Raw genomic sequence first — 22,182 nt, 5'->3', positions numbered from 1 at the left:
CGATCACGATTGCGGCTGCGGCACGAGCAGCGACTCGCGCACCATTTCGCGGATCACGTTCCGCCGGATCTTCCCGGTCGCGGTCTTCGGCAGTTCGGCCATCTCGACCACTCCACGCGGCCGCTTGAACGCCGCCAAACCCTCCCGGCAAAACTCGATCAGCTCCTCAGCATCCACAGTGGACGAAGGGGCGGCGACGACGCAGGCCACCGGTTTGTCCAATCCGTCCTCGTCCGGTGCGGCGACCACCGCCACCTCGGCAACCGCCGGATGTTGCAGCAGCCGTTCCTCCACTTCGGACGGAGACACCCAAATCCCGCCCGCCTTCAACATGTCGCCAAACCGGCCGAGACACGTATACGTGCCATCCGAGTTGCGCACGTAGCTGTCCCCGGTCCGCAGCCACGGGCCCTGGAAAACCTGTTTCGTAGTCTCGTATCGCGCCCAATACCCGATCGCGATGGACGGGCCGGACACGAACAGCTCACCCGGCCGTCCCGCTTCCGAAATCACCGCGCCCTGCTCGTCCCGGAGCTCGACGGAGTACCCCGGCACCGCCACCCCGGTGCTGCCCGGCCGCACCGCACCCGGCTGGTTGGACAGGAAAATGTGCAACGCCTCGGTCGACCCGATCCCGTCCAGAATCTCGACCCCGAACCGCTCGCGGAACCGGGTGAACAGCGCCGACGGCAACGGCTCCCCAGCCGAAACCGCGTACCGCACCGAGGAGAACGAGTCGTCCGGCACGTCGCTGGCCAACAGCGCCGCATAGAACGTCGGCACTCCGAAGAACAACGTCGGACGGTCCGCCCGCGCCCGCGCCCGCGATGACCCCCGGCGTCGGACGGGCCGGTTCCAGCAGCGTCGTCCCTCCACAAGAGAGCGGGAAGAACGCCGAATTCCCGAGACCGTAAGCAAAGAACAACTTGGGCACCGACAAGAACCGGTCCGAAGAGGACACTTCCAGCACCTGCGCGGCGTAAGTCGAGCACACCGCGCGGATGCTCCCGTGCCGGTGCATCGCGCCCTTCGGCTTACCGGTCGTGCCCGAGGTGTACAGCCACAGCGCGGGCGAATCCTCCCAGGTCGGCGAGGCCACGACGTCGTCCGTCGGGGTCAGCGGCCACCGGTGCGTCCGCACTCCGGCGGGGAATTCCGCCGGGTCCGCCCGGTCGAGCACGACGTCGGTCACCTCGGGCGCACCGGTCAGCGCGCCCGCCGCCTGCGCGGAAAACTCCCCGGACACGCACAGCACCCGCGCCCGCGAATCGGCGAGCACCTGGCCCAGTTCCAGCCCGGTGACCATAGTGGACACCGGCACCGCGACCGCGCCGACGAGCATCGCGCCGAGGATCCCGCTCAGCAGTTCGACGTCGTCGACCATGCAGAACATGACCCGCTCTTCCGGACGCACGCCGAGCGCGCGCAGCCCGGAAGCGACCCGGTGGGTCTCGGCGGCGAGTTCGCCGTAGCTGAGCGTACGCCGCGGCGAGACGACCGCGAGCGCGTCCGGACGGCCTTGGCCGAGCAGGTACTCCGCGGCGTTGAAGTTCGCGGGAACCGTCATCGGTGCCCCCTCAGGTGAGGTACACGTACTCGTAGTCGAAAGGTTTGCCGTTGATGCCCTGCCTCGGCGGCGCGACCCAGCTGGCGATCTTCCCGCGCTCGTACACCGGGTGCATGAGCGACCGGACGAACGTCAGGTCCTCGGCCGTCGGCAGCCACTTGTGCCGCGCTGCCTCCCACGTTGCCTCGTCGACGATGCTGCCGTCCGGAGTGACGTGGTGGCCGGAGTTTATGCCCACCTCGCGGTTGAAACCAGGGTGCGGCAACGCGAACCGGAAGTCGATGCCGGCGTCGCCGAGGATCTTGTTCCACCGGTTGACCCCGGTCTGGCAGTCCGCGGTGTACTCGCCGCGCAGGTCGAGATTGAGCAGCAGGATGGCCTGCAATTCCTCGGACGTCCAGGTCCCGTCGTCGCGCGGACGCTCCAGCAGGCGGCTGTCCTCGGTGAGTTTGTGGTCGTCCTTGCGCCGCGTCTCCTGCCAGCGGCCCTTGAGTCCTGCGGTGTAGTAGTTCGCCGCGTTCGTCGACGTTTCACTGCCGAACAGGTCGAGCGACACGGTGTAGTGGAAGTTCAGGTACCGCTGGATCACGTCCAGCGGGATCCCGCCGTGCGACGCGATGTCGTACGTGTCGTGCTCGCGGATGAGCTCGGCGCTGCGCTGCACCACCCGGTCGACGCCCGTGGTGCCCACCATCATGTGGTGCGCCTCCTCCTTGAGCATGAACTCGCAGGTGCGCGACAGCGGGTCAAACGAGCTTTCCTTCAACGTGCCGAGCTGGTATTTCCCATCGCGGTCGGTGAAGTACGTGAACATGTAGAACGCGAGCCAGTCGGCCGTTTCCTCGTTGAACGCGCCGAGGATGCGCGGCGCGTCCGGACTGCCGGAGTTGCGCAGCAGCAGCCCCTCCGCCTCGTCCCGGCCTTCGCGGCCGAAGTACGCGTGCAGCAGATACACCATCGCCCAGAGGTGCCGCCCCTCTTCCACATTCACCTGGAAGAGATTGCGCAGGTCGTACAGCGACGGCGCAGTGAGTCCGAGCAGTCGCTGTTGCTCGACCGACGCCGGTTCGGTGTCGCCCTGGATCACGATCAGTCGCTGCAGATCGGCCCGGTACTCGCCGGGCACCTGCTGCCACACCGGTTCGCCGGCGTGCTCGCCGAATCCGATCCGCCGGTCCGGTTCCCGTTCGGCGAGGAAGATGCCCCAGCGGTAGTCCGGGACGTTGACGTGGTCGAAGTGCGCCCAGCCGTCGCGGCCGACGCTCACCGCGGTCCGCAGGTAGACGCCCTCGGTTTCCAGCGTGGGACCCATCTCGCCCCACCAGTTCATGAACTTCGGCTGCCAGCCCTCCAGCGCGCGCTGGAGCCTGCGGTCGTCGGCGAGCTGGACGTTGTTCGGGATTTTGGCGTCGTAGTCGATCTTTTCGGGCATCGGTTCAGACCCGCTTCCTGTCGAAGACCGCCTTCTGCCCGGTGCCGTACCGGCGCAGCGCGCCGTCGGGCCCGGAGGCGTTCGGTCGGGTGAAGATCCAGTTCTGCCAGGCGGTCAGCCGCCCGAAGATCTTGGTTTCGATCGTTTCCGGGCCGACGAACCGGTGGTTCGCCTCCATCCCGGTGAGCGCGTCGGGCGACAGCGAGGCCCGGCCTTCCAGCGCGATCCGGATCTCGTCCTCCCAGTCGAGGTCGTCCGGCGCGTCGGTGACCAGGCCGAGTTCGACGGCTTCGGCGGCGCTCAGCGCACGGTCGCGTTCGCGGGCCAGCCACGTCAGGTGGTCGTCGTCGCCGTAGAACCGCGACTGGAGCCTGGACAGTCCGTTGCCCATCGGGAACACGCCGAAGTTGGCTTCCGACAAGGTGATCGACGCGCGCTCCGGCGAGTCCTCGTCGTCGATCGGCGGCCCGTCCAGCAGGTACTGCCGGTCCGCCGCGAAGGCCAGTTCGAGCAGGCTGCCCGCGAAGCAGCTGCCCGGTTCGATCAACGCGATCAAGGTGCGGCTGGTAACGTCCAGCCGCTTCAGCGTGCGCTTGTAGTAGTGCAGGATTTCGTTGCTCAGCCAGTCTTTCCCGCTGAGCACGACCTCCTCGTGCGCGAGCACCTGCTCCGGGTCGCCTTCGGTGCGCAGCACCCAGGTGCCCAGTTCCGGTTCGTTCGTGCGCAGCCGCAGAATCGCGTCGTCCAGTTCGCGGGTCAGCCGCAACAGCCAGCCGTCGAGCGCCGGTTCCCCGTCCGGGCCGAGCACGGTGAGCGTGACCAGCGAGTTCGGCCGGTCGTACGCGATCCGGACGTGCCGGTACTCGATGCCGTCGTCGGTCACCGACGGCTCCAGCGGGGCCAGTTCGATCCCCTGCTCAGCGGGCAGCCGGTCGGATTCGGCGGCCAGTTCGTGCGCCCGCGACAGCACCTTCTCGCGGAACCCGACGCGCGGCACCAGCTCGTCCACCAGCCGCCAGTCGACCGCGGTCTTGCCCTTGACCCCGTCCGGCCGCGTCGCGAACACGTCCGCGAGATCCCGGCGGACGCGCCGTTTGTCGACCACGCGGGTGAGCCCGCCGGTGCCGGGCAGCACGCCGAGCAGCGGCACCTCGGGCAACGCGACAGTGGACGAGTTGTCGTCGACCAGCAGGATCTTTTCGCAGGCCAGCGCGATCTCGTAGCCGCCGCCGGCGCAGCTGCCGTTCACCGCCGCGACGTAGGTCTGGCCGGAGAACTCGGTGGCGTCCTCGATGCCGTTGCGGGTCTCGTTGGTGAACTTGCAGAAGTTCACCTTCCACTCGTGCGGCGACGCGGCGAGCATCCGGATATTGGCCCCGGCGCAGAACACCTTGTCCTTGGCGCTCGTCACGATCACCGCGCGCACCTGCGGATGTTCGAACCGCAGCCGCTGCGTCGCGTCGTAGAACTCGATGTCGACGCCGAGGTCGTACGAGTTGAGCTTCAGCTCGTACCCGGGCACGAGGCCGCCCTGTTCGTCGACGTCCATCTCCAGCCAGGCGACCTCGCCGTCGACGGTCAGCCGCCAGTGCCGGTAAGTGTCCGGATGCCGCTCGAACGTGACAGGTGTGGTGGTGGTCACGCCCTCGATTGTCTACATGGTTTCAACGAACGTCAATGTTGTGTAGACATTTGCCCGGCAACGCTCACCCGGTTGAGCCGCATGGCTGCCCAGCACACGAATACCCACAACGCGAACGCCGCGAACGTGTCAGTGAAGATCGTCGCGAACCAGAACGCGGGGACCTGCGGTACGCCGACCAGGAAATGCCCCGCGCTCGCCAGCCCGGACAGCGAGTAGACCAGCAGAAACGCCAGCGAACGCCAGTACCGGCCCTGCCGGTAGGTGCGATAGCCGAGCACGCCGAACGCGGTGAAGACCACCCAGCTGATCGCCACCACGACCTGCGTGACGGGCACGCTGATCCCCGGCACCTGCGGGTAGTCCGCCGCGCGCACGACGTTGTGGGTGTAGTGCAGGACCGTGCTGGCCAGGGTGAACGCCAGGATCAGCCGCAGCGGGCCGAGCCCCTTCTCGCGCAGAACGTCCATGCCGCTCGCCCCCTTGCGATTTGATAGATCGCTCTAGCGGGAGCGTACCCGGACGGCGGCGACCGGCCAAGCCGTGCGCGAAACTGGAGCCATGACCGAGCAGACCATCGAGGCCGACGGCATCACCCTGTGCCACGAATCCTTCGGCGATCCGGCCGCGCCGCCGTTGCTGCTGGTGATGGGCCTCGCCGCGCCGATGATCTGGTGGGACGACGAGTTCTGCGCCCAGCTCGCCGAGGCCGGTTTCCACGTGCACCGGTTCGACAACCGCGACGTCGGGCGTTCGCAGTGGTGGACCGGCCGGGCCAGCCTGCCGCTCGCGTACTTCCTGCGATCCGCGCCGTACTCCCTCGGCGACCTGGCCGACGACGCGGGCAAACTGCTCGACGCACTCGGCATCGAGCGCGCGCACGTCGTCGGCACGTCGATGGGCGGGATGATCGCGCAGGAGTTCGCGATCCGGCATCCGCAGCGCGTCCGGACGCTGACCTCGATCATGTCGACCACCGGCGCGCGGACCGTCGGCCTGCCCAGTCCGCGGGCCGCGCTCGCGATGCTGGCTCCGGGACCGCGCACGCGCGAGGACTACGTGACGCAGCTGGTGCGCACGTCAAAGCTGATCGGCTCGCGCGAGTACCTGTTCGACGAGGACCATTTCCGCCAGCGCGCGGAACGCACGTACGACCGCGGACTCAACCCGGCGGGTGTGTTCCGGCAGCTCGCCGCGATCCTGTCCTCCCGCGACCGGACCGCCGATCTGCGCCGGCTTTCCGTGCCGTCCCTGGTGATTCACGGTACGGCCGATCCGCTCGTGCACGTGTCCGGCGGCCGCGCGACGGCCCGCGCGCTGGGCGCGGACCTCGATCTCGTCCCCGGGATGGGACACGACCTGCCGCGCGAGGTGTGGCCGCGAGTGATCGCCGGGATCAAACGGCTCGCTACCCGCTGATCGTCACCGAGCCCAGGTTCGAGAAGTGCGCGGCGACGCGGGAGCCAGTGCGCAGTTCGACGGCGTCGGTCATCCCGCCGGTCAGCACGAGCCAGCCCGCCTCCAGCGCCAATCCGCGTGCGGCCAGCGAATTCGCCGCCAGCGCCAACGCCTCGGCCGGGTGCCCCTGCACGGCGGCGCCGGTCGCGGTGTCGACGATCTGACCGTCCACTTCGAGCAGCGCGGCTTCCAGCGAAAGGTCCAAAGAGGACGGTGGACGGCCGACCGAGCCGAGCCCGAACAGCGCCGACGAACCGTTGTCCGCGACGACGTCCGGCAGCGTGAACCGGTAGTCGCGATAACGGCTGTCGATGATCTCGATTCCGCCGTACACCTGGGAAACCGCGGCGAGCGCAGTGGCCGCGGTGACGCCAGGACCGGCGAGCCGCTCGCCGAGCACGAACACCAGTTCCGGTTCCGCACGCGGGTGGATGAGCTGCGGCGTCGGCGCGCCCGCGGGCAGCACCATCGCGTCGGTCAGCCACGCGAGCAGGGGTTCTTCGACGCCCATCCGCTGCTGCTTCGCGCGCGACGTGAGCCCGAGCTTCACCCCGATCAGCGTCTCGCCACGTTCCTGACGCAGCCGCAGAGCCTCGTCCTGGATGGCGTACGCCGTGGCGAGGTTGAGGTCTGCCCAGGTGTCGGTGAGCTGCGCGCCTTCGTCCGTCCGGTTGAGCAAATCCTGCGCTGCGGCAACGATTTCGGCGGTCACTTGTCCTCCTCCGGCGCGAACACCGCGGTCACACTGCCGAGTCCGGCCATGGTCGCCACGACGGTGTCGCCGGGGCGGACGGTCTGCGCGGCGGTCATCGAACCGGGCAGCACGACGTGGCCGGGCTCCAGCGTCACGCCGAGCGGGCCGACTGTGTTGGCCAGCCAGACCAAGGCGTTGATCGGCGAACCCAGCACCGCACCGCCCGCGCCGGTGGCCGCGAGCTGGCCGTTGACGTGCAGCGTGCAGCCGGCGAGCCGCAGGTCGACGTCGCGCAGATTGGTCGGGCTGCTGCCGAGGATGACGCCGCCGGACGACGCGTTGTCCGCGACGGTGTCGAAGATCGAGATTTTCCAGTCGCGGACCCGCGAGTCGACGATCTCCAGCGACGGAAGCACGAAGTCGACCGCGCGGACGGCGTCGGCGACGGTCACGCCCGGACCGCGCAGCGGCGCGCCGAGCACGAACGCGATCTCCGGTTCGATGCGCGGCTGCAGGAACCGCGTCGTCGGGATCGGCTGGTGTTCGAGCAGGAACATCGAGCTGGTGAGGTGCCCGAAGTCGGGCTGGTTCACGCCCATCTGGCGCTGCATCGCCGCGGAGGCGAGGCCGACCTTGTGGCCGCGCACCACGTCGCCCGCCGCCACCCACGCGCGGACTTGCTCCTGTTGCACGCGGTAGGCGTCTTCGATGGTCGCATCGGGGAAGGTCTTCACGAGCGGATCGATCGGCTCGCGTCGCTCGTACGCGCTTGTCAGCAGCGCGACGGCGTCCTGCAGCTCAGCGGGTTCCACGGGTCGGACTCTGCCTGACCGAGCCGCCCGCGCCAACCCGGTCGTTCCATTCACCGGTACGAGCTACTTCTCTCGCTCGCTAACCTCTTGCGCGCGAGAGTTTGTCGGCGTACTGTACTTCGTGTTGGCTCCCAGAGAGGACGTGACCCGCGATGGCACCCACCGAGACCGAAGTCGCCCAGCTCGCGCAGACCCGCGACCGGCTGCGGGAGCAGCATTTGCACCCGGCGGAGGAACGTCCGGCGACCGTTGGCCGCGGCATCCACCACACCGCGCTGCTGTCCAGCGACGTCGAGCGGACGATCACCTTCTACCAGGACATTCTCGGCTTCCCGCTCACCGAGCTGATCGAAAACCGCGACTACCCGGGGTCGAGCCACTTCTTCTTCGACGTCGGCAACGGCAACGCGGTCGCGTTCTTCGACCTGCCCGGACTCGACCTCGGCCCGTACGCGGAGGTACTCGGCGGCCTGCACCACCTGGCCCTGTCACTCACCCCGGAAGCGTGGGCGGGCGCGCGCTCCCGGCTCGACGCCGCCGGCGTCAAGTACCAGGAAGAAAGCGGCACGTCGATCTACTTCGCGGACCCGGACGGCGCCCGGATCGAGCTGATCGCGGACGACCTCGGCGAGATGTACGGGTCGAAGATCGGCTGAACCACTGGACTCGGTGCGCCGCCGGGTTCAGAGTGTGGGCCCATGGGCGACTGGGCGGCTTCGCGGCAGAAAGCACGGCTCGACCGGCGGGAAGCGATCGACGAGCTGATCGCGCGGGTCCGCTTCGAGGTGCGGCTGCACCTGGCGGAACCGACCGCGATCAGCCGGTACGACGAGCTCGCCGAGGTTTTCGCCCTCGGCCACGGCGAGTGTGCCGCGCTGCTGGCGCACCGGCGGTTGCTGCCGTGGTGGGAGCGACGGCTGCTCACGCGGTTCGCACGTCGGCTGCACGGCCGCGCGATCGTGGGCAGTGTCGCGGACGTGCCTGCGGGCGAGCCGGTCGCTGGTGCTTTTCGCGCGGAGATCAGCCGTCTCCTTCCGGACGCGGGTGATACCGGTGCCCGCTATGACCTGCAAGGACGCGGTCTGCTGACCGTCTTTCGGCTAGCGCTCGGCGCCCGCGGTGAAGTGTGGCCGGACCGGAACGAAGTCGCGTCCACCGTCGCGCGCAATGTTTTAGCGTGCAGCTCCGCGTTCCTGCGACGGTCGCCGTGGCACGTGCTGTGGCCGGTGTATCGCGTCCGCGGCCTGCGGCTGTGGCGGTTGTGACGCGGCGGAATCGTTCGCTGGGTCGGGATGTTGAGGAGAGTATGAAGCCTGAAGAGATCCTCGCTGGTGCGCGCACGATCGCTGTGGTCGGCCTGAGCCGTGACCCGGGCAAGGCCGCGCACGGCGTACCGGCTTCGCTGCAGGCGCACGGTTTCCGGATCATCCCGGTGCATCCGTCGGCGCCTGAACTGCTCGGGGAGAAGGCTTACCGGTCGCTGGAGGAGATTCCGGAGCCGGTGGATCTGGTGGACGTGTTCCGCCCTGCTGAGGAAACACCGGACATCGCCCGTTCCGCGGTGGCGATCGGGGCTAAGGCGTTGTGGCTGCAGCAGGGGATCGTGTCCGCAGAGGCGCGGAAGATCGCTTCGGAGGCCGGGCTGGAGTATGTCGAGGACCGATGCACTGCCGTGGTACGGGCGGTGGCGGGGATTTCACTGAATTAACCGGGCGAACGCTTGGGAACGCCCTGGTTTCGCGATGAAGTCCGCGATTATTTGTGCGCATTCTTTCGGGCTGTGCACTGACGTGTCGCATTCGAGGTCGTAACCGCCGTGCGCGTGCACGATCGAATACTGCCGCTCCGCCAGACCGGCGGGGCGGTCGCCTCGCGCCTGCTCGCGCCGTTTTAGTTCTGGCAGCGGGCAATGCACGCCCACGAAGGTAACTTCCTGTTCCCGCAACACTTCCAGGCAGTCGGCAAGCCAGTGCGGCCGGAGTACGTGGTCGGCGATCACGCCGTTACCCGCCGCCGCGAGTCCGGCCAGCATGCGGTGGTAGCCGCGCACGGTCCGTTCGAAAACCGCGTCGAAGTCCGGCGTGCCGAATTCGGGAGTCCGGGACCGCGACCGCATGCTGTTGACCGCGTCTCGCGGCAGGTAGAAATAGGGACCCGGCAGCAAATCCAGCAGTTCCGCCGCGATGCTCGACTTGCCGGAACTGGACGTGCCGTTGAGGAAAATGACGTGCCCGCTCATCCGACGAGCCGGTAGCCCACCCCGCGCACCGTCTCGATCGTCCGCGTCCCGAACGGCGCGTCGATCTTCCGCCGCAAATACCCCACATAAACCTCGACCACGTTCTCGTCCCCCTCGTAATGCGCGTCCCAAACGTGTCCGAGGATCTCGTTCTTCGTCAACGCCGCGCCCTGCCGCCGCAGCAGAAACTCCAGCAACCCGAACTCCCGCGCGGTCAGCTCGATCCGCGTCTCTCCCCTGTGGACAGTGCGCGCAGCCGGGTCGAGCTGCAGATCACCAGCGGTCAACACCGCCGGGCGAGCCGGTGCGCCCCGGCGGAGCAACGCCCGGAGCCGAGCCAGCAAAACGACGAACGAGAACGGTTTCGAGAGGTAATCGTCCGCACCGAGGTCGAAAGCGTCGGCCTCGTCGTATTCGCCGTCCTTCGCCGTGAGCATCAGCACCGGCGTCCAATTCTCCGCTGCCCGCAAGCGTTTCAGCACTTCGTAGCCGGAAAGCTCGGGAAGCATGATGTCGAGCACCACGGCGTCGTAATCGTGCTCCATCGCCGACCAGAGCCCGTCCCGGCCGGTGTGCGCCACGTTCACCGTGAACCCCTCGGCGACCAGGCCGCGGCGAAGGGTTTCGGCGAACTCCAGCTCGTCCTCCACGATCAGCAACCGCATGCTCAGTCCTCCTCGATCCGGGGCAGTTCGATGCTCGGCAGTTCGATCACGAAATGCGCGCCCGGGTAACTCGGGTCGGCGACGTCGACGTACCGCGCGCGGCCGCCGTGCCTTGCCGCGATGCCGGCCACGATCGACAGGCCCAGTCCGGTCCCGCCGCGCCGCCGCGAAGCGTCCAGCCGCACGAACCGCTCGAACACTCGCTCCCGGTCGCCCTCGGCGACGCCCGGGCCGTCGTCGCTCACCTCCACGACGACCATCTCATCTTGCACCGAACTCGCAATCCGGATCCGCTCGCGCGCGTGCCCGCACGCGTTGTCGACGAGGTTGCGTACGGCGCGACGCAGCTGCGCCTCGCTGCCGCGCACCTTCGCCGGTCCGGCGCGCACTTCGATCTCGACAGCCGCTTCGCCGCGTACGCGTTCAGCTTCCGCACGAACGATGTCGTCCAGATCGACTTCGGTACGCGCGGGCCGGTCGGTGGCGTCGTCGGTGCGCGCGAGCATCAGGAGGTCGTCGACCAGCTCTCGCAGGCGCGCGGTCTCGCGAGTAATCACCGGCACCAATTCGTCGGTGGTCTCCGGGTGCTGGTTTGAAACGTCGAGCGCGGTGCTGATGGTCGACAGCGGCGAGCGCAGCTCGTGACTCGCGTCGGCGACGAAGCGTCGTTGCGCGGCCTGTGCGGACCCAAGCCGCTCAAGCATCTCGTTAAGCGTGACAGCAAGCCGGTGCACCTCGTCGCTGCCAGGTGGCAGCGGTACGCGCAACGCGAGGTCACGCGTCGAGATCTCGGCGACAGTGCGCCGCATCCGCTCAACCGGGCGCAGCGCGGAGCCGACAGAGCGGTACACCGCGAAGCCAGCGATACCGAGCAGCGGCAGCGAGATCAGGCCTAGCAGCAGCGTAAGCCGAGCAGAGGCTTCCGTGACCGGCTCAAGCGACCGTGCGGAGATGACGGTGAACGGTCCGCCCGGTCCGTTGACGCCTTCCGAAACCAAGCGGTAGTCGCTGCCGTCACCGTCTAAGCCGAGCGGCAGTGTCTCGACGGTCTCCTGTCCCGGAGCCGGGCGCGCGGCGGTGATGGCCGGACGGCCGACGATCGACGGGTCGCTCGCGATAGGCGTGCTTCGCGGCCCGAGGACCTGCGTCACGGCTTCAGTGTCCCCAGTGCTCGCGACGTCGCTCGGGGACAGGTCTCGCGCACCCGCGCGCACGAGTTGGACAGCAACCTGCCTCGCGGTACTTCGCGCGCTCTCGGTGACGCTTCGGTCGAGGGACTGTTGCAGCAACAGCACCACGACGACGCACGCGGTCGCGATGGCCAACGCGAGCGCGAGCACGGCAACCCCGGTTGTCCGCATCCGGACACCTGCGGCAGCGAGAAGTCTCACGCACGCAGCGTAACGAGCGCGGAGGGACGTCATCGGGCGCGGCGTGCGGCCAGCCGTTCCGAGCGCAGCGTGTCCACCTCAGTCAGGTCCAGCGGCTTCAGCGCATGGCCTAGCACCCACGACAACAGCAGGTCAGCCAGCTCGGGATTGCGCGCCAGCGCCGGGCCGTGGAGGTAGGTGCCGAGCACGTGATCGGTGACCGCGCCCTCGGTGCCGTCGCCGTTGCCAGTGCCCCGGACGACGCGGCCCAGCGGTGCGCTGCCCGGGCCGAGCACACTCGCGCCCTGATGGTTCTCGAAGCCGGTCAGCGGCGTCTCGAGCAGGTTCGGTTCGACGATCAGCTCAGCCACCGCACGCTGCTCCGCCGGCTCGGTGACGAGGTCGAGCAGTCCCAGCCCAGCGTGCTCGATGCCGTCGACGCCGCGGAAACGCTTGCCGAGAATCTGCAGACCCGCGCACACCCCGAACACCGGGCGTCCCGCGTTCGCCGCGCTGCGCAGCCCCGCCGAGTTGCGCAGGAAATCCGCGGCCAGCACCTGCGCCATGTCCTCGCCGCCGCCGAGCAAGTAGAGGTCCAAAGTGGACGGTACCTCGGAGTCCAGCGAAACCGGCACCACCTCGGCGTCGTAACCGCGCCACTGCAAGCGTTTGCAGAGCACCTGTGCGTTGCCGGAATCGCCGTAGGTCCCCAGCACCTCGGGGAGCAACAAGCCGATGCCGACGGTCGAATCAGACATCGGGCAACCGGTCCACCAGGTCGCGGAAGGCGGTGTAGTTCGCGACGAGTTCGACCCCGCCCGGCGGCAGCGTGTCGATCGCGCTGACCGGATCCGGGGCCGACCAATGCGGCACCTCGGCGTAGCAAAGCCGCACCGCGAGGTCCGCCGACCGCTCGCCGGCCACGACGACCTGACGGCCGCGCAGCCGCTCGAAGTGCACGTCCCAGAGCCACGACAGGTCGCGGCCGTCCGCCTCGTGCGCGTTGACCGCGACGACGACCGGAGTGTCCTCGTCGAGCACGCGCAACGTTTCGGCCCAGCCAGCCGGATTTTTCGCAAGCATGAGCCGGACTGAATGCCGGGTGCGGCGAATCGTGCGGTAGCGGCCGCCGATGTCGGTGATTGTGCGCAGCCGCGCCGCAGCAGTGTGCGGCGGCACGCCTACGCAGTGCGCGGCGGCGAGCGCGAGAGCGGCGTTCGCCCGGTTGGCCTCGCCGGGCAGCCGCAGGTCGAGGTCGACTTGCCGGCCGCCGGGCGTGTGGACCAGGTCGCCGTCGAGGGTCCAGGTCGGCTCCGGGCGAGCGAAAGCGCACACCGCGCAACGCCATTCGCGATCGGTGTGCGTGATCGCGCCGCCGCAGCGCGGACAGGAGACGGAATCGCCCGACCAGCGCCGTCCGGTGCCGACCCACACCGGGCGCGCCGCCGCGGCGGCCGCCGACGTGACCAGTACGTCGTCGCAGTTCGCGACCACGACCGTGCGCGACAGACCGGCGAAGGCAGCGCGGAGGTCGCGCTCCATCATCCGGACCTCGCCGACGCGGTCGAGCTGGTCACGGCTGAGATTGAGCAGCACGAGCGCCGCGGGCTGCACCTGCTCGGCCACCCACGGAACGTAGGTTTCGTCCACCTCCAGCACCGCGTACGGCGCGTCGGGACTGGCGGCGAGTGCGGCCACCAGACCGTCGGGCATGTTCGCGCCGTCGCCGTTGTGCGCGACTTCGGCGAGGGCTTCGAGCGCGCGGGTCAGCATCAGCGACGTGGTGGTTTTGCCGTTCGTGCCGGTGACGATCACGACCGTGCGGTCGCGGCCGAGCCTGCGCAACGCCTTGGGGTCGAGCCGCAGCGTGACGCGGCCGCCGATCACCCCGCCGCGGCCCAGCCGGGCGGTACGGGAAAACCACGCGGTCAGCCGCCCGGCGGCGACCGACGCCCGGGTGCGCAGACGTGTGGACATCACCCAAACCGTGCGGCACGGGCGCTGTGATTTTCCTGAGAGGGTGACTCCAGTCTCCGTTACCCTTTGTAAGCACTCTTACCGATCGGAGGTTGAACCATTCGGCGCAACCTTGACCTTGCACAATGACAGAGTTCGGTCAAGATCTTCCGTCCATACATCGGAGGTGTTAGCGTCCAACCCCGCTTGATGGCACCACGCACCGGTGACCGGGAACGCAGAGCGACAGGCGGAGGGCGAACGTGGACGCAGCAGTACGCGGGCTGGACCAAAGCGGCACCCTGGAGCGCGGGCTGGCGGTGCTCGAACACGTCGGGCAGCACCAGGAAATTTCCACGAACGCGCTCGCCCGGCAACTGGGTTTGTCCCGCAGCGCCGCCTACCGGATCGTCGGCACGCTGAAGCGGCTGGAGTACCTGGAGGCCGACACCGTCACCGGACGCGTGCGGCTCGGCACCCGGCTGGTCGAACTGGGCGCCCGCGCGATGGCGGCGACCGACCTGCACCGCTGCGCGCCGCGGTATCTCACCGCGCTGGCCGAGCGGTCCGGGGAGACGACGTACCTCGCGGTGCCGGACAACGACGCGATGGTCTACGTCGCGACCGAACGCAGCGCCAGTGCCGTCACGCTGTCCTGCCGGCTCGGCACTCGACGGCCGCAGCACGCGACGTCGCTGGGCAAGGCCTGGCTGGCCGCGTTGCCGGAGGCCGACCGGGTGGAGCGCGTGCGCCGGATGAAGCTGGACAGCCTCACCCTCAAGACCATCAACGACCCGGTCCGGTTGCTGGACGAACTGGCGCGCACCCGGCGGCGCGGCTGGGCCGTCGACGACCTGGAGAACGAGCCGGACGTCGGCTGCGTCGCAGCGGCCGTGCGGGACCACTCGGGCCGTCCGATCGCGGCGATCAGCGTCGCCGGGCCGGCTCCCCGGGTGATGCGCCGGGCGGACGAACTGGGCGCGACGGTCGCCGGGACCGCGGCCGCGTTGTCGATGCGGCTGGGGTACGTCCGGAACCGCTGAGGCTTTCGGTTTTAGCCGCGGAGACCGGCTAGTCGCGGATCCTCGCGGCGGCAGTACGAGTCGTCTCATTCCATCGGAGCTGAGACGTCGGATGAGCGCCCCGGACGGCCGAGGCATGCCGCCTTTCACCGGATCGGGTCGGGCGGCCGGTTTCCGTCTTCGCTACCTGCGGAAACAGGTTGTCCACAGGCGTGTCGACTTGTGGACAACCCTGGGGATGGCTGGTGGCGACGGCGGGAATTGTCGGCGTGGTGGTGGACCGTTGCGGGCATGTCGATCACTGCCGCACCGCACAGTGCCCCGCTACCTCGTTCCCGCTTCCAGCTTGCTGCACGACTCGGCTCGCCCCAGCAGCAGCACGCGCTCCCGTTCGTTGCCGGTCATCTTCGCCGCGCGCTCGAACTCGGCGCGCGCCTCCTCCCGGCGGCCCAATTTGTACAGAAAATCGCCGCGCACGCTCGGCAGCAGGTGGTAGTTCTTCAGCGCGGGCTCAGTCAGCAATTTGTCCACCAGCGCGAGCCCGGCTTCCGGCCCCTCGGCCATCGAGACCGCGACGGCCCGGTTCAGCTCGATCACCGGAGACGGCGTGAGCTGCGCAAGGCCCGCGTACAGGGCCGCGATCCGCGCCCAGTCGGTCTCTTCCGGCGCGACCGCGACGGCGTGGCACGCGGCGATCGCGGCCTGCGCGGAATACGGCCCGTACGTGCCGTCCGCGAGCCGTTCGGACCGGGCCAGCGCGGTGAGGCCGCGCTGGATCAGCAGGCGGTCCCAGCGGCTGCGGTCCTGGTCCATCAGCAGCACCGGTTCGCCGTTCGGGCCGGTGCGCGCCGCCGAGCGCGACGCCTGGATTTCCATCAGCGCGACCAGTCCGTGCACTTCCGGTTCGCCGGGCATCAGTCCGGCCAGCACCCGGCCGAGCCGCAACGCGTCCTCGCACAGCGCGGGCCGCATCCAGTCGTCGCCGCGCGTGGCGGAGTAGCCCTCGTTGAAGATCAGGTAGATCACTTCGAGCACGGCCGGTACCCGCGCCACGCGTTCGTCGCCGACCGGCGTTTCGAACGGCACCTTGGCCTCGGCGAGCGTCTTCTTCGCCCGCACGATGCGTTGCGCGACAGTGGATTCCTTCACCAGGAACGCGCGGGCGATCTCGTCGGTGCTGAGCCCGCCGAGCATGCGCAGCGTGAGCGCCACCCGCGCCTGGGTGGACAGCACCGGATGGCACGCGGTGAACACCAGCCGCAGCAGGTCGTCCTCGATCTGCTCGTCGTCGAGCACGGCGTCGAAGTCCGGCAGCACGCCCTCGCCGAGCTGTTCGGCTTCCCGGCCGATCTCGTCCAGCTTGCGGCCGAGGGTTTCGTTCCGCCGGAACAGGTCGATGGCCCGCCGCTTCGCGATCGTCATCAGCCAGGCGCCCGGGTTGCGCGGCACCCCGGTTTCCGGCCACTGCTCGAGCGCGGCGACGAGCGCGTCTTGCGCCAGCTCCTCGGCGAGGCCCACGTCGCGGGTCATCCGCGCGAGACCGGCGATCACCCTCGCCGACTCGATCCGCCAAACGGCCTCTACCGCACTTCGCGTGTCCACCGGCCCATCAGACCGGCCCGGCCCGCCCGAGGCAACCCTAGGGCGGGCACGGCGTCACAGCTCGCCGGACATCGGACGGATCTCGACGGTGCCTGCCTGCCGGTCCGGATTGGGCGCCCGCTTCATCAACTCGACGATTTCGGCGAGCGACTCCCCCTCCAGAATCCACACGCCCGCGACGAGTTCCTTGGTCTCGGCGAACGGGCCGTCGACCACGCTCGGCTCCGCCTCGCCGTCGAACCACAGCAGCCGGGCGCCTTCCGCGCTGGGCGTCAGCCCGGCCGCCTGCACGAGGTGACCGGATTCGGCGAGTTCCTCGTTGAACCGGCCCATCTGCTCGATCAATTCGGCGCTGGGCGCGGCTCCCGCTTCGGATTCCTCGCTGGCCTTCACCAGCACCATGAACCGCATCAGTTCTTCGCGGCCTGCTCGCGCAGCTTCTCCTCGGCCTCGCGCAGTTCCGGCGTGAGGTTGTCGCCGAAGTCCTCGGCGTCGAAGATCCGCCGGATCTCGATCTCGTGGTGCGCGCCGTCGGTGTTGGGCACCCGCTTGATCCACTCCACGGCTTCCTCGAGCGAACGGACCTGGAGGATCCAGAACCCGGCGATCAGCTCCTTGGTCTCGGCGAACGGGCCGTCGACCACGCTGGGCTCGCTGTCCCCGGAGAACTTCACCCGGGCGCCCTCGGAGCTGGGAGCCAGCCCCTCGCCCGCGAGCATCACGCCGGCCTTCACGAGTTCCTCGTTGAACTTGCCCATCTCGGCGAGCAGCTCGGTGCTGGGCATCTGGCCCGCTTCGCTCTCTTCGCTGGCCTTCATGATCACCATGAATCGCATCTTCGGTTCCCCTTCGCTCTCAGCTTGCTTCCACCACTGCGTCGAACGGGCCGCGTCCGGATCGACAAGGTCCGCGAACTTTTTTTCTGATCGCGAAACTAGCAGGTCAGGCGAACCTCGGGGGACAAATCGGGCGTGGGAGAATCGTTGTCCGTGGCAGTACTCCCCGAAGCTCTCCGCGCCGCGCTCGACGACGAGCTGGCCCGGTTCCCCGAATCCCGGCTCGCACAGGCCGTGGACCGGCTCAGCAAGCGTTATCGACAAGGTGACTCGGCGACCTCGCCGATCCTCTCTTCGGAGCTGGATGTCGCCGCGTACGCCGGGTACCGGATGCCGGCGACGTACGCGGCGGTCAGCGCGGTGCTGGGCGAGGTGGCTGCCGCCGCGCCCGGTTTCGTCCCGAAGACGCACGTCGACATCGGCGGCGGCACCGGAGCAGCGGTGTGGGCCGCGGCCGACGTCTGGCCGTCGCTGGAGAAGTGCACTGTCCTGGAGCAGGTGGCGGCCGCGCTGGCGCTGGGACGCAAGCTGGCGGCGAACGCCGACGAGCCGGCCGTCCGCACCGCGGTCTGGCAGCGCGGACTGGTCGATTCCGCGTCCGCGGCGCCGGAGGCCGATCTGGTCACGCTCTCGTACGTCCTCGGCGAGCTTCCCGAACGCGGCCGTGCCGACGTCGTCCAGTGGCTCGCCGCGAAGGCTGGCACGGTCGTGCTCATCGAGCCCGGCACGCCAGCGGGGTTCGCGCGGATCCGCGAGGCTCGCGAAGTCCTGCGCGAGATGGGCCGCAGCGTGGTGGCGCCGTGCCCGCACGATGACGCCTGCCCGATCAAACCGGGCGAGGACTGGTGCCATTTCTCCGCACGGCTTCCCCGAAGCGGGGTGCACCGGCGGATCAAATCCGGCACTCTGGGATTCGAGGACGAGAAGTTCTCGTACGTGGCGGCCACGTCGGCACCGGTCGACCGTCCGTCGGCCCGGATCATCCGGCATCCGCGCAAGCACAAGGGGTTCGTGCAACTCGACCTCTGCACCGCCGACGGGCTCGCGCCCGGCACCGTCGTGTCGAAGCGGCACGGCGTGCGGTACCGCGCCGCTCGCGACGCGGAATGGGGAGACGCCTGGAGCGTGGAATAACCCGGGTTCTCCCGCCGCGGTGTCCGGATGGCTGAGTCGGCTCCGACTGTCTGGTGTCAGCGGATCTGAACCGGAGAGGACACCACATGGACTTCCACGAGCGTTGCGCCGAGATCCTGCGGCAGACGGAACTGCTCGCCGCGGCCGTCGAAGGCGCGGACCGCACGGTGCGGGTCGCGGCGTGCCCGGAGTGGGATCTCGGACAGTTGCTCGATCACGTCAGCACCGGGCACCGGTGGGCGGAAGAGACCGTGCGGACGCGGGCCGACCACTGGCTGCCGGAGGACCGGCTCCAGAACCCGGTGAGCACCCCGCAACCGGCGTCGTGGCTCATGGACGGGGCGAAGGCGCTGGTGGCGACCCTGCGCGAAGCGGGGCCGGACGCGGAGGTGTTCACGCCGGTCCCGAATGGACCGCCGCGAGCGGCGTTCTACGCGCGCCGGTTCATGAACGAGACGCTGATCCACCGTGCCGACGCGACATTGGCCGCGGGCGGGGAATTCACTGTCGCGCCGGAAGTCGCGCACGATGCGATGGAGGAATGGCTGGAGCTCGGGTCGCTGCCGCAATTGCTGGAGTACGTACCCCAACGCCGCGAACTGCTCGGCCCGGACCGCACGATCCACCTCGCGCCGACCGACCACGCGGCGTCCTGGACGGTCGACCTCACCGGCGATCAGCTGGCGTGGCATCCGGGTCCGCCGGCGCACGCGGCGGCCACCGCGTCCGCGCCGCTGGGCGACCTGCTGCTGATGGTCTACGGCAGGCTGTCGCCGGAGATCGCGCACCGCACCGGCGACACGGAATACCTGGACCGCTGGCTTTCGCTCGTCGGGTTCGGCTGAGCCGGTCAGTCCCAGCGGATCGGGAGGCTCTTGATCCCGTTCTGGAAGTTCGACCGCAGCCGGCGGGGTTCGCCCGAGAGACGGACCTCGCCGAGCTGGTCGAACACCGCCGCGAACAACGCGCGCATCTGCATCCGCGCGAGGTGCGAACCGAGGCAGAAATGCGGGCCGTGGCCGAACGTCAGATGCTCGCTCGGCGCGCGCGTCACGTCGAACGCGTCCGGATCGGGAAAGACAGTCTCGTCGCGGTTGGCCGAGGAGAACCACACCACGACCTTGTCCCCGGCCTTGATGTCCACATCGGACAGTCGAGTGTCCTGGGTCGCGGTGCGGCGGAAGTGCATCACCGGCGTGTGCCAGCGCAGCATCTCTTCGACCGCGCCGGGAAGCAGGCTGCGGTCGTCGAGAAGCTTGCGGTACTGCTCGGGATGCGCGAGCAACGCGGCCATCCCGCCGGGCAGACCGTTGCGCAGGGTCTCGTTGCCCGCTACGGAAAACAGCCAGAAAAGGTTCTCGAACTCCTCGATCGACACGCGGCCGCCGTCGTCGTCCACGTAATGCATCAGGTTGCTCATCACGTCGTCGCCGGGGTGCTCGCGTTTGTGCTCGCCAAGCGCGTGCGCGTAGGCGTAGAGGTCCGGCATTCCGGCGCGGCTGCGCGGATCCGGCATCTGGCCGTCCGGGCCGGGTTCCGGACGCACGGCCAGTGCGGCCCGGGCGAGGTCGGTGACGTCGTCGGCGTTGACAGTCGCGCTCACCGCGTATTCGGCGTCCTGGAAGCCGATCACGCGGTTGCTCCAGTCGAACATCAGCCGGCGATCCTGTTCAGGCACGCCGAACACCTCGGCGAGCGTGAGCAACGGCAGATCGGCGGCGATGTCCTTGGCGAAATCGCATTCGCCGCGATCGGCCACCGCCGCGACGAGATCCTGTGCCCAGCCTTCGATCCGCTCCGTGATCCGGCCGACCGCGCGCGGGGTGAACGCCTTCGTGAGCAGCCCGCGCAGCCTGCCGTGCTCGGGCGGGTCCATGTTGAGCATCATCCGGCGCACGTACCGCAGATCCTCCGCGCTGGCCGGGTCGCGGATCTGCGTGCCGCCGAGCTGCGACGAAAACACCGCAGGGGTGCGGAGCACGTGCCGCACGTCGGCGTGGCGGAGCACCGCCCAGAAGTCGCCGATCCGCGTCACCGGCGTTTCCCGGCGCAGAAGGGCAAGCAGGTCGTATGGCACGCCCGTGACGTAGGTGTCCGGGTCGGCGATGACAGCACTCGACACGTTCCGACCCTAGCCCCGAGACCGCCGCCTGCGGAAAGATCCGTCCGGTGGAAAAGCTGAAGCTGCGCGTCACCGGACAAGGCGAACCGCCGGTCCTGCTCCTGCACGGGCTCGGCGCCACCGGCACGGTCTGGGACCGCCTCGCCGGCCTGCTCGACCAGCGGCTGCTCGCACCGGACCTGCCCGGCCACGGCGGCTCGTCACGGCTGCCCGAGTACACGTTCGAAGCGCTCGCGGCCGCGGTCGCCGACGCGCTGGACGAGCCCGGCCCGGTCGCCGTCCTCGGCCATTCGCTCGGCGGGGTCGTCGCGCTGGAGCTCGCGAGCGGCCGCTACGGGCTCGACGTCAGCAGCGTGCTGGCGGTGGGCATCAAGGTCGAATGGAGCGAAGACGACCTGGCCCGTGCCGCCGCGATGGCAACCCGTCCGCCGCGGCTGTTCACCACTCGAGAGGAGGCTGAAACCGCCTATCTGAAGATCGCTGGGCTGACCGGCTTGGCCCCGGCCGACCCAGACGGCGTCACCGAAACCGCGGACGGCTGGCGGCTGGCCCTGGACTCGCCCACCTTCGGCGTCGGCCGTCCGGACATGCCGAGCCTGCTGGCGGCGGCGCGCTGCCCTGTGGTGCTCGCCACCGGGGAGAACGATCCAATGTGCCGTCCCGAGCAGCTGCGGGCCCTTGTTCCCGAGGCAGTGGTCCTGTCCGGGGTCGGGCACAACGCGCACGTCGAGGACCCGGCCGCGGTGGCGGCGCTGCTCACCCCGCGAAGCGACTGAGCAGGCGCTTAGACTGGCCGGGTGACGACGATCGATCCGACCCGGACCGGGCTAGACCAGCTGCTGAAGCTCGAACCGCTCGAGCTGAACCTGTTCCGCGGCTGGTGCCACCAGGGTTCGCCGCAGCGGGCGTTCGGCGGTCAGGTCGCGGCGCAGGCGCTCACCGCGGCCGGCGCGACCGTGCCCGCGGCGCGGCACGTGCACTCGCTGCACGGCTATTTCATCCGCGGCGGGCGCACCGACATGCCGATCATCTACGAGGTCGAGCGCACTCGGGACGGCGGTTCGTTCACCACGCGCCGGGTCGTCGCGATCCAGAACGGCGAGAGCATTTTCAGCCTGTCCGCGTCGTTCCAGACCGAGGCGGACAGCAGTGCACACCAGGCGCGGATGCCGGACGTCCCCGCCCCGGACGAGGCGGGCGTCGTCGAGCAGGACCGCTCGCCGATCGTCCTGTCCGCCATCGAGGTCCGCTTCGTCAGCAGCCCGGAAACCGGCCTCCCCGACACCGGCCGCGGCCCGCGTCAGCAAATCTGGGTCCGGGCGAAAGACGCGCTGCCGGACGCCCCGCTGGCGCACGTCTGCGCGCTCACCTACATCTCCGACATCCGACTGGCAGGCACCGCGCTGCTGCCCCACCGCGACGACCCGGGCGAACCGCAGCTGACGTCGCTTGACCACGCGGTGTGGTTCCACCGCCCGTTCCGCGCGGACGAATGGCTGCTGTTCGACATGGAAAGCCCCAGCTACGCGAACACCCGAGGCCTGACCCACGGCGAATTCTTCACCACCGACGGACGGCTCGTCGCCTCAGTGACCCAGGAAGTGCTGCTGCGCAGGCGCTGACTCAGTCCG

23 protein-coding genes and 1 pseudogene are annotated in these 22,182 nt (G+C 69.2%); 9 read left to right on the top strand and 15 right to left on the bottom strand.

The window, feature by feature from the left end; translation table 11 throughout:
- Positions 1 to 3: 3 nt before the first annotated feature.
- From FKO37_RS06970 to FKO37_RS06955, 4 genes and pseudogenes are all read right to left on the bottom strand, one after another.
- Positions 4 to 1,567 (bottom strand): annotated as a pseudogene (locus FKO37_RS06970) (benzoate-CoA ligase family protein).
- A gap of 10 nt (positions 1,568 to 1,577) precedes the next feature.
- Positions 1,578 to 2,999: a benzoyl-CoA 2,3-epoxidase subunit BoxB gene (boxB, locus tag FKO37_RS06965; RefSeq protein WP_037808036.1), complete on the bottom strand. Its 1,422-nt coding sequence runs from the start codon at positions 2,997 to 2,999 to the stop codon at positions 1,578 to 1,580.
- 4 nt (positions 3,000 to 3,003) lie between these two features.
- Positions 3,004 to 4,641, bottom strand: coding sequence for a 2,3-epoxybenzoyl-CoA dihydrolase (gene boxC / locus FKO37_RS06960; protein ID WP_043827222.1), 1,638 nt, complete (start codon positions 4,639 to 4,641; stop codon positions 3,004 to 3,006).
- Between the two features lie 32 nt (positions 4,642 to 4,673).
- Positions 4,674 to 5,111, bottom strand: a complete 438-nt coding sequence (locus FKO37_RS06955; protein WP_238604016.1) for a hypothetical protein — start codon at positions 5,109 to 5,111, stop codon at positions 4,674 to 4,676.
- A gap of 91 nt (positions 5,112 to 5,202) precedes the next feature.
- Between FKO37_RS06955 and FKO37_RS06950 the strand changes: the two genes are divergently transcribed.
- Positions 5,203 to 6,060, top strand: coding sequence for an alpha/beta fold hydrolase (locus tag FKO37_RS06950; RefSeq protein WP_238604015.1), 858 nt, complete (start codon positions 5,203 to 5,205; stop codon positions 6,058 to 6,060).
- Here FKO37_RS06950 and FKO37_RS06945 read toward each other — a convergent pair.
- Both FKO37_RS06945 and FKO37_RS06940 read right to left on the bottom strand, forming a co-directional pair.
- Positions 6,050 to 6,811, bottom strand: coding sequence for a 2-keto-4-pentenoate hydratase (locus tag FKO37_RS06945; RefSeq protein ID WP_238604014.1), 762 nt, complete (start codon positions 6,809 to 6,811; stop codon positions 6,050 to 6,052). The two genes, FKO37_RS06950 and FKO37_RS06945, sit on opposite strands and share 11 nt — an antisense overlap.
- On the bottom strand, positions 6,808 to 7,605 hold the full coding sequence (locus tag FKO37_RS06940) for a 2-keto-4-pentenoate hydratase (RefSeq protein ID WP_238604013.1): 798 nt from the start codon (positions 7,603 to 7,605) through the stop codon (positions 6,808 to 6,810). The genes FKO37_RS06945 and FKO37_RS06940 overlap by 4 nt, the downstream gene beginning before the upstream one ends.
- A 152-nt stretch (positions 7,606 to 7,757) precedes the next feature.
- Here FKO37_RS06940 and FKO37_RS06935 point away from each other — a divergent pair, with 152 nt between their 5' ends.
- The 3 genes from FKO37_RS06935 to FKO37_RS06925 are packed head-to-tail and all read left to right on the top strand — an operon-like array spanning position 7,758 to position 9,313.
- A complete protein-coding gene (locus tag FKO37_RS06935) occupies positions 7,758 to 8,261 on the top strand; it encodes a VOC family protein (protein WP_037808045.1) in 504 nt (167 codons plus the stop codon).
- A gap of 42 nt (positions 8,262 to 8,303) precedes the next feature.
- The gene (locus FKO37_RS06930; protein ID WP_238604012.1) at positions 8,304 to 8,870 is read left to right on the top strand and encodes a hypothetical protein; all 567 of its coding nucleotides are present in this window, start codon (positions 8,304 to 8,306) and stop codon (positions 8,868 to 8,870) included.
- A gap of 41 nt (positions 8,871 to 8,911) precedes the next feature.
- Positions 8,912 to 9,313, top strand: a complete 402-nt coding sequence (locus tag FKO37_RS06925; RefSeq protein WP_238604011.1) for a CoA-binding protein — start codon at positions 8,912 to 8,914, stop codon at positions 9,311 to 9,313.
- Here the strand turns inward: FKO37_RS06925 and FKO37_RS06920 are convergent.
- From FKO37_RS06920 to FKO37_RS06900, 5 genes are read right to left on the bottom strand one after another with little or no spacing between them, the layout of a single operon-like run.
- Positions 9,302 to 9,844 carry a chloramphenicol phosphotransferase CPT family protein gene (locus FKO37_RS06920; protein ID WP_238604010.1) on the bottom strand — a complete coding sequence of 181 codons (543 nt, stop codon included), beginning with the start codon at positions 9,842 to 9,844 and terminating at the stop codon, positions 9,302 to 9,304. The two genes, FKO37_RS06925 and FKO37_RS06920, sit on opposite strands and share 12 nt — an antisense overlap.
- The gene (locus tag FKO37_RS06915) at positions 9,841 to 10,509 is read right to left on the bottom strand and encodes a response regulator transcription factor (RefSeq protein WP_009084133.1); all 669 of its coding nucleotides are present in this window, start codon (positions 10,507 to 10,509) and stop codon (positions 9,841 to 9,843) included. The genes FKO37_RS06920 and FKO37_RS06915 overlap by 4 nt, the downstream gene beginning before the upstream one ends.
- A 2-nt stretch (positions 10,510 to 10,511) precedes the next feature.
- Complete coding sequence (locus tag FKO37_RS06910; protein ID WP_238604009.1) at positions 10,512 to 11,870, bottom strand: HAMP domain-containing sensor histidine kinase; 1,359 nt, start codon at positions 11,868 to 11,870, stop codon at positions 10,512 to 10,514.
- 59 nt (positions 11,871 to 11,929) lie between these two features.
- Complete coding sequence (locus tag FKO37_RS06905; RefSeq protein WP_037808058.1) at positions 11,930 to 12,637, bottom strand: type 1 glutamine amidotransferase; 708 nt, start codon at positions 12,635 to 12,637, stop codon at positions 11,930 to 11,932.
- Positions 12,630 to 13,856, bottom strand: coding sequence for a MurT ligase domain-containing protein (locus tag FKO37_RS06900; RefSeq protein WP_037808061.1), 1,227 nt, complete (start codon positions 13,854 to 13,856; stop codon positions 12,630 to 12,632). Before FKO37_RS06900 ends, FKO37_RS06905 begins: the two co-directional genes overlap by 8 nt.
- Positions 13,857 to 14,098: 242 nt before the next feature.
- Here FKO37_RS06900 and FKO37_RS06895 point away from each other — a divergent pair, with 242 nt between their 5' ends.
- Entirely contained in the window at positions 14,099 to 14,878 is a 780-nt protein-coding gene (locus FKO37_RS06895) for an IclR family transcriptional regulator (RefSeq protein ID WP_078870254.1), read from the top strand.
- Positions 14,879 to 15,181: 303 nt separating this feature from the next.
- On the opposite strand, the gene FKO37_RS06890 is transcribed toward FKO37_RS06895, so the two are convergent.
- Genes FKO37_RS06890 through FKO37_RS06880 form a run of 3 tightly spaced genes read right to left on the bottom strand, consistent with a single transcriptional unit; the run spans position 15,182 to position 17,295 of the window.
- On the bottom strand, positions 15,182 to 16,459 hold the full coding sequence (locus FKO37_RS06890; protein ID WP_308196515.1) for an RNA polymerase sigma factor: 1,278 nt from the start codon (positions 16,457 to 16,459) through the stop codon (positions 15,182 to 15,184).
- A 54-nt stretch (positions 16,460 to 16,513) separates the two neighbouring features.
- Positions 16,514 to 16,870: a YciI family protein gene (locus FKO37_RS06885; protein ID WP_037808068.1), complete on the bottom strand. Its 357-nt coding sequence runs from the start codon at positions 16,868 to 16,870 to the stop codon at positions 16,514 to 16,516.
- A complete protein-coding gene (locus tag FKO37_RS06880) occupies positions 16,870 to 17,295 on the bottom strand; it encodes a YciI family protein (RefSeq protein WP_037808070.1) in 426 nt (141 codons plus the stop codon). The genes FKO37_RS06885 and FKO37_RS06880 overlap by 1 nt, the downstream gene beginning before the upstream one ends.
- A 153-nt stretch (positions 17,296 to 17,448) precedes the next feature.
- Between FKO37_RS06880 and FKO37_RS06875 the strand changes: the two genes are divergently transcribed.
- Together FKO37_RS06875 and FKO37_RS06870 are read left to right on the top strand one after the other, a co-directional pair.
- A complete protein-coding gene (locus tag FKO37_RS06875) occupies positions 17,449 to 18,429 on the top strand; it encodes a small ribosomal subunit Rsm22 family protein (protein ID WP_134728433.1) in 981 nt (326 codons plus the stop codon).
- Positions 18,430 to 18,515: 86 nt separating this feature from the next.
- Positions 18,516 to 19,274, top strand: a complete 759-nt coding sequence (locus FKO37_RS06870; RefSeq protein ID WP_238604008.1) for a maleylpyruvate isomerase family mycothiol-dependent enzyme — start codon at positions 18,516 to 18,518, stop codon at positions 19,272 to 19,274.
- Positions 19,275 to 19,279: 5 nt separating this feature from the next.
- Here the strand turns inward: FKO37_RS06870 and FKO37_RS06865 are convergent, their stop codons facing one another.
- Entirely contained in the window at positions 19,280 to 20,551 is a 1,272-nt protein-coding gene (locus FKO37_RS06865) for a cytochrome P450 (RefSeq protein ID WP_238604007.1), read from the bottom strand.
- 47 nt (positions 20,552 to 20,598) lie between these two features.
- Between FKO37_RS06865 and FKO37_RS06860 the strand changes: the two genes are divergently transcribed.
- Positions 20,599 to 21,327 carry an alpha/beta fold hydrolase gene (locus FKO37_RS06860; RefSeq protein WP_238604006.1) on the top strand — a complete coding sequence of 243 codons (729 nt, stop codon included), beginning with the start codon at positions 20,599 to 20,601 and terminating at the stop codon, positions 21,325 to 21,327.
- Between the two features lie 21 nt (positions 21,328 to 21,348).
- The gene (locus FKO37_RS06855) at positions 21,349 to 22,173 is read left to right on the top strand and encodes an acyl-CoA thioesterase II (protein WP_043827210.1); all 825 of its coding nucleotides are present in this window, start codon (positions 21,349 to 21,351) and stop codon (positions 22,171 to 22,173) included.
- Positions 22,174 to 22,182: the final 9 nt, after the last annotated feature.

It is taken from the genome of Amycolatopsis sp. Poz14 (assembly GCF_006704225.1).
Taxonomy (GTDB): Bacteria; Actinomycetota; Actinomycetes; order Mycobacteriales; family Pseudonocardiaceae; genus Amycolatopsis; species Amycolatopsis nivea.
The sequence above is the reverse complement of the archived record's forward strand: the minus strand, read 5'-3'. Positions and strand labels throughout refer to the sequence as shown.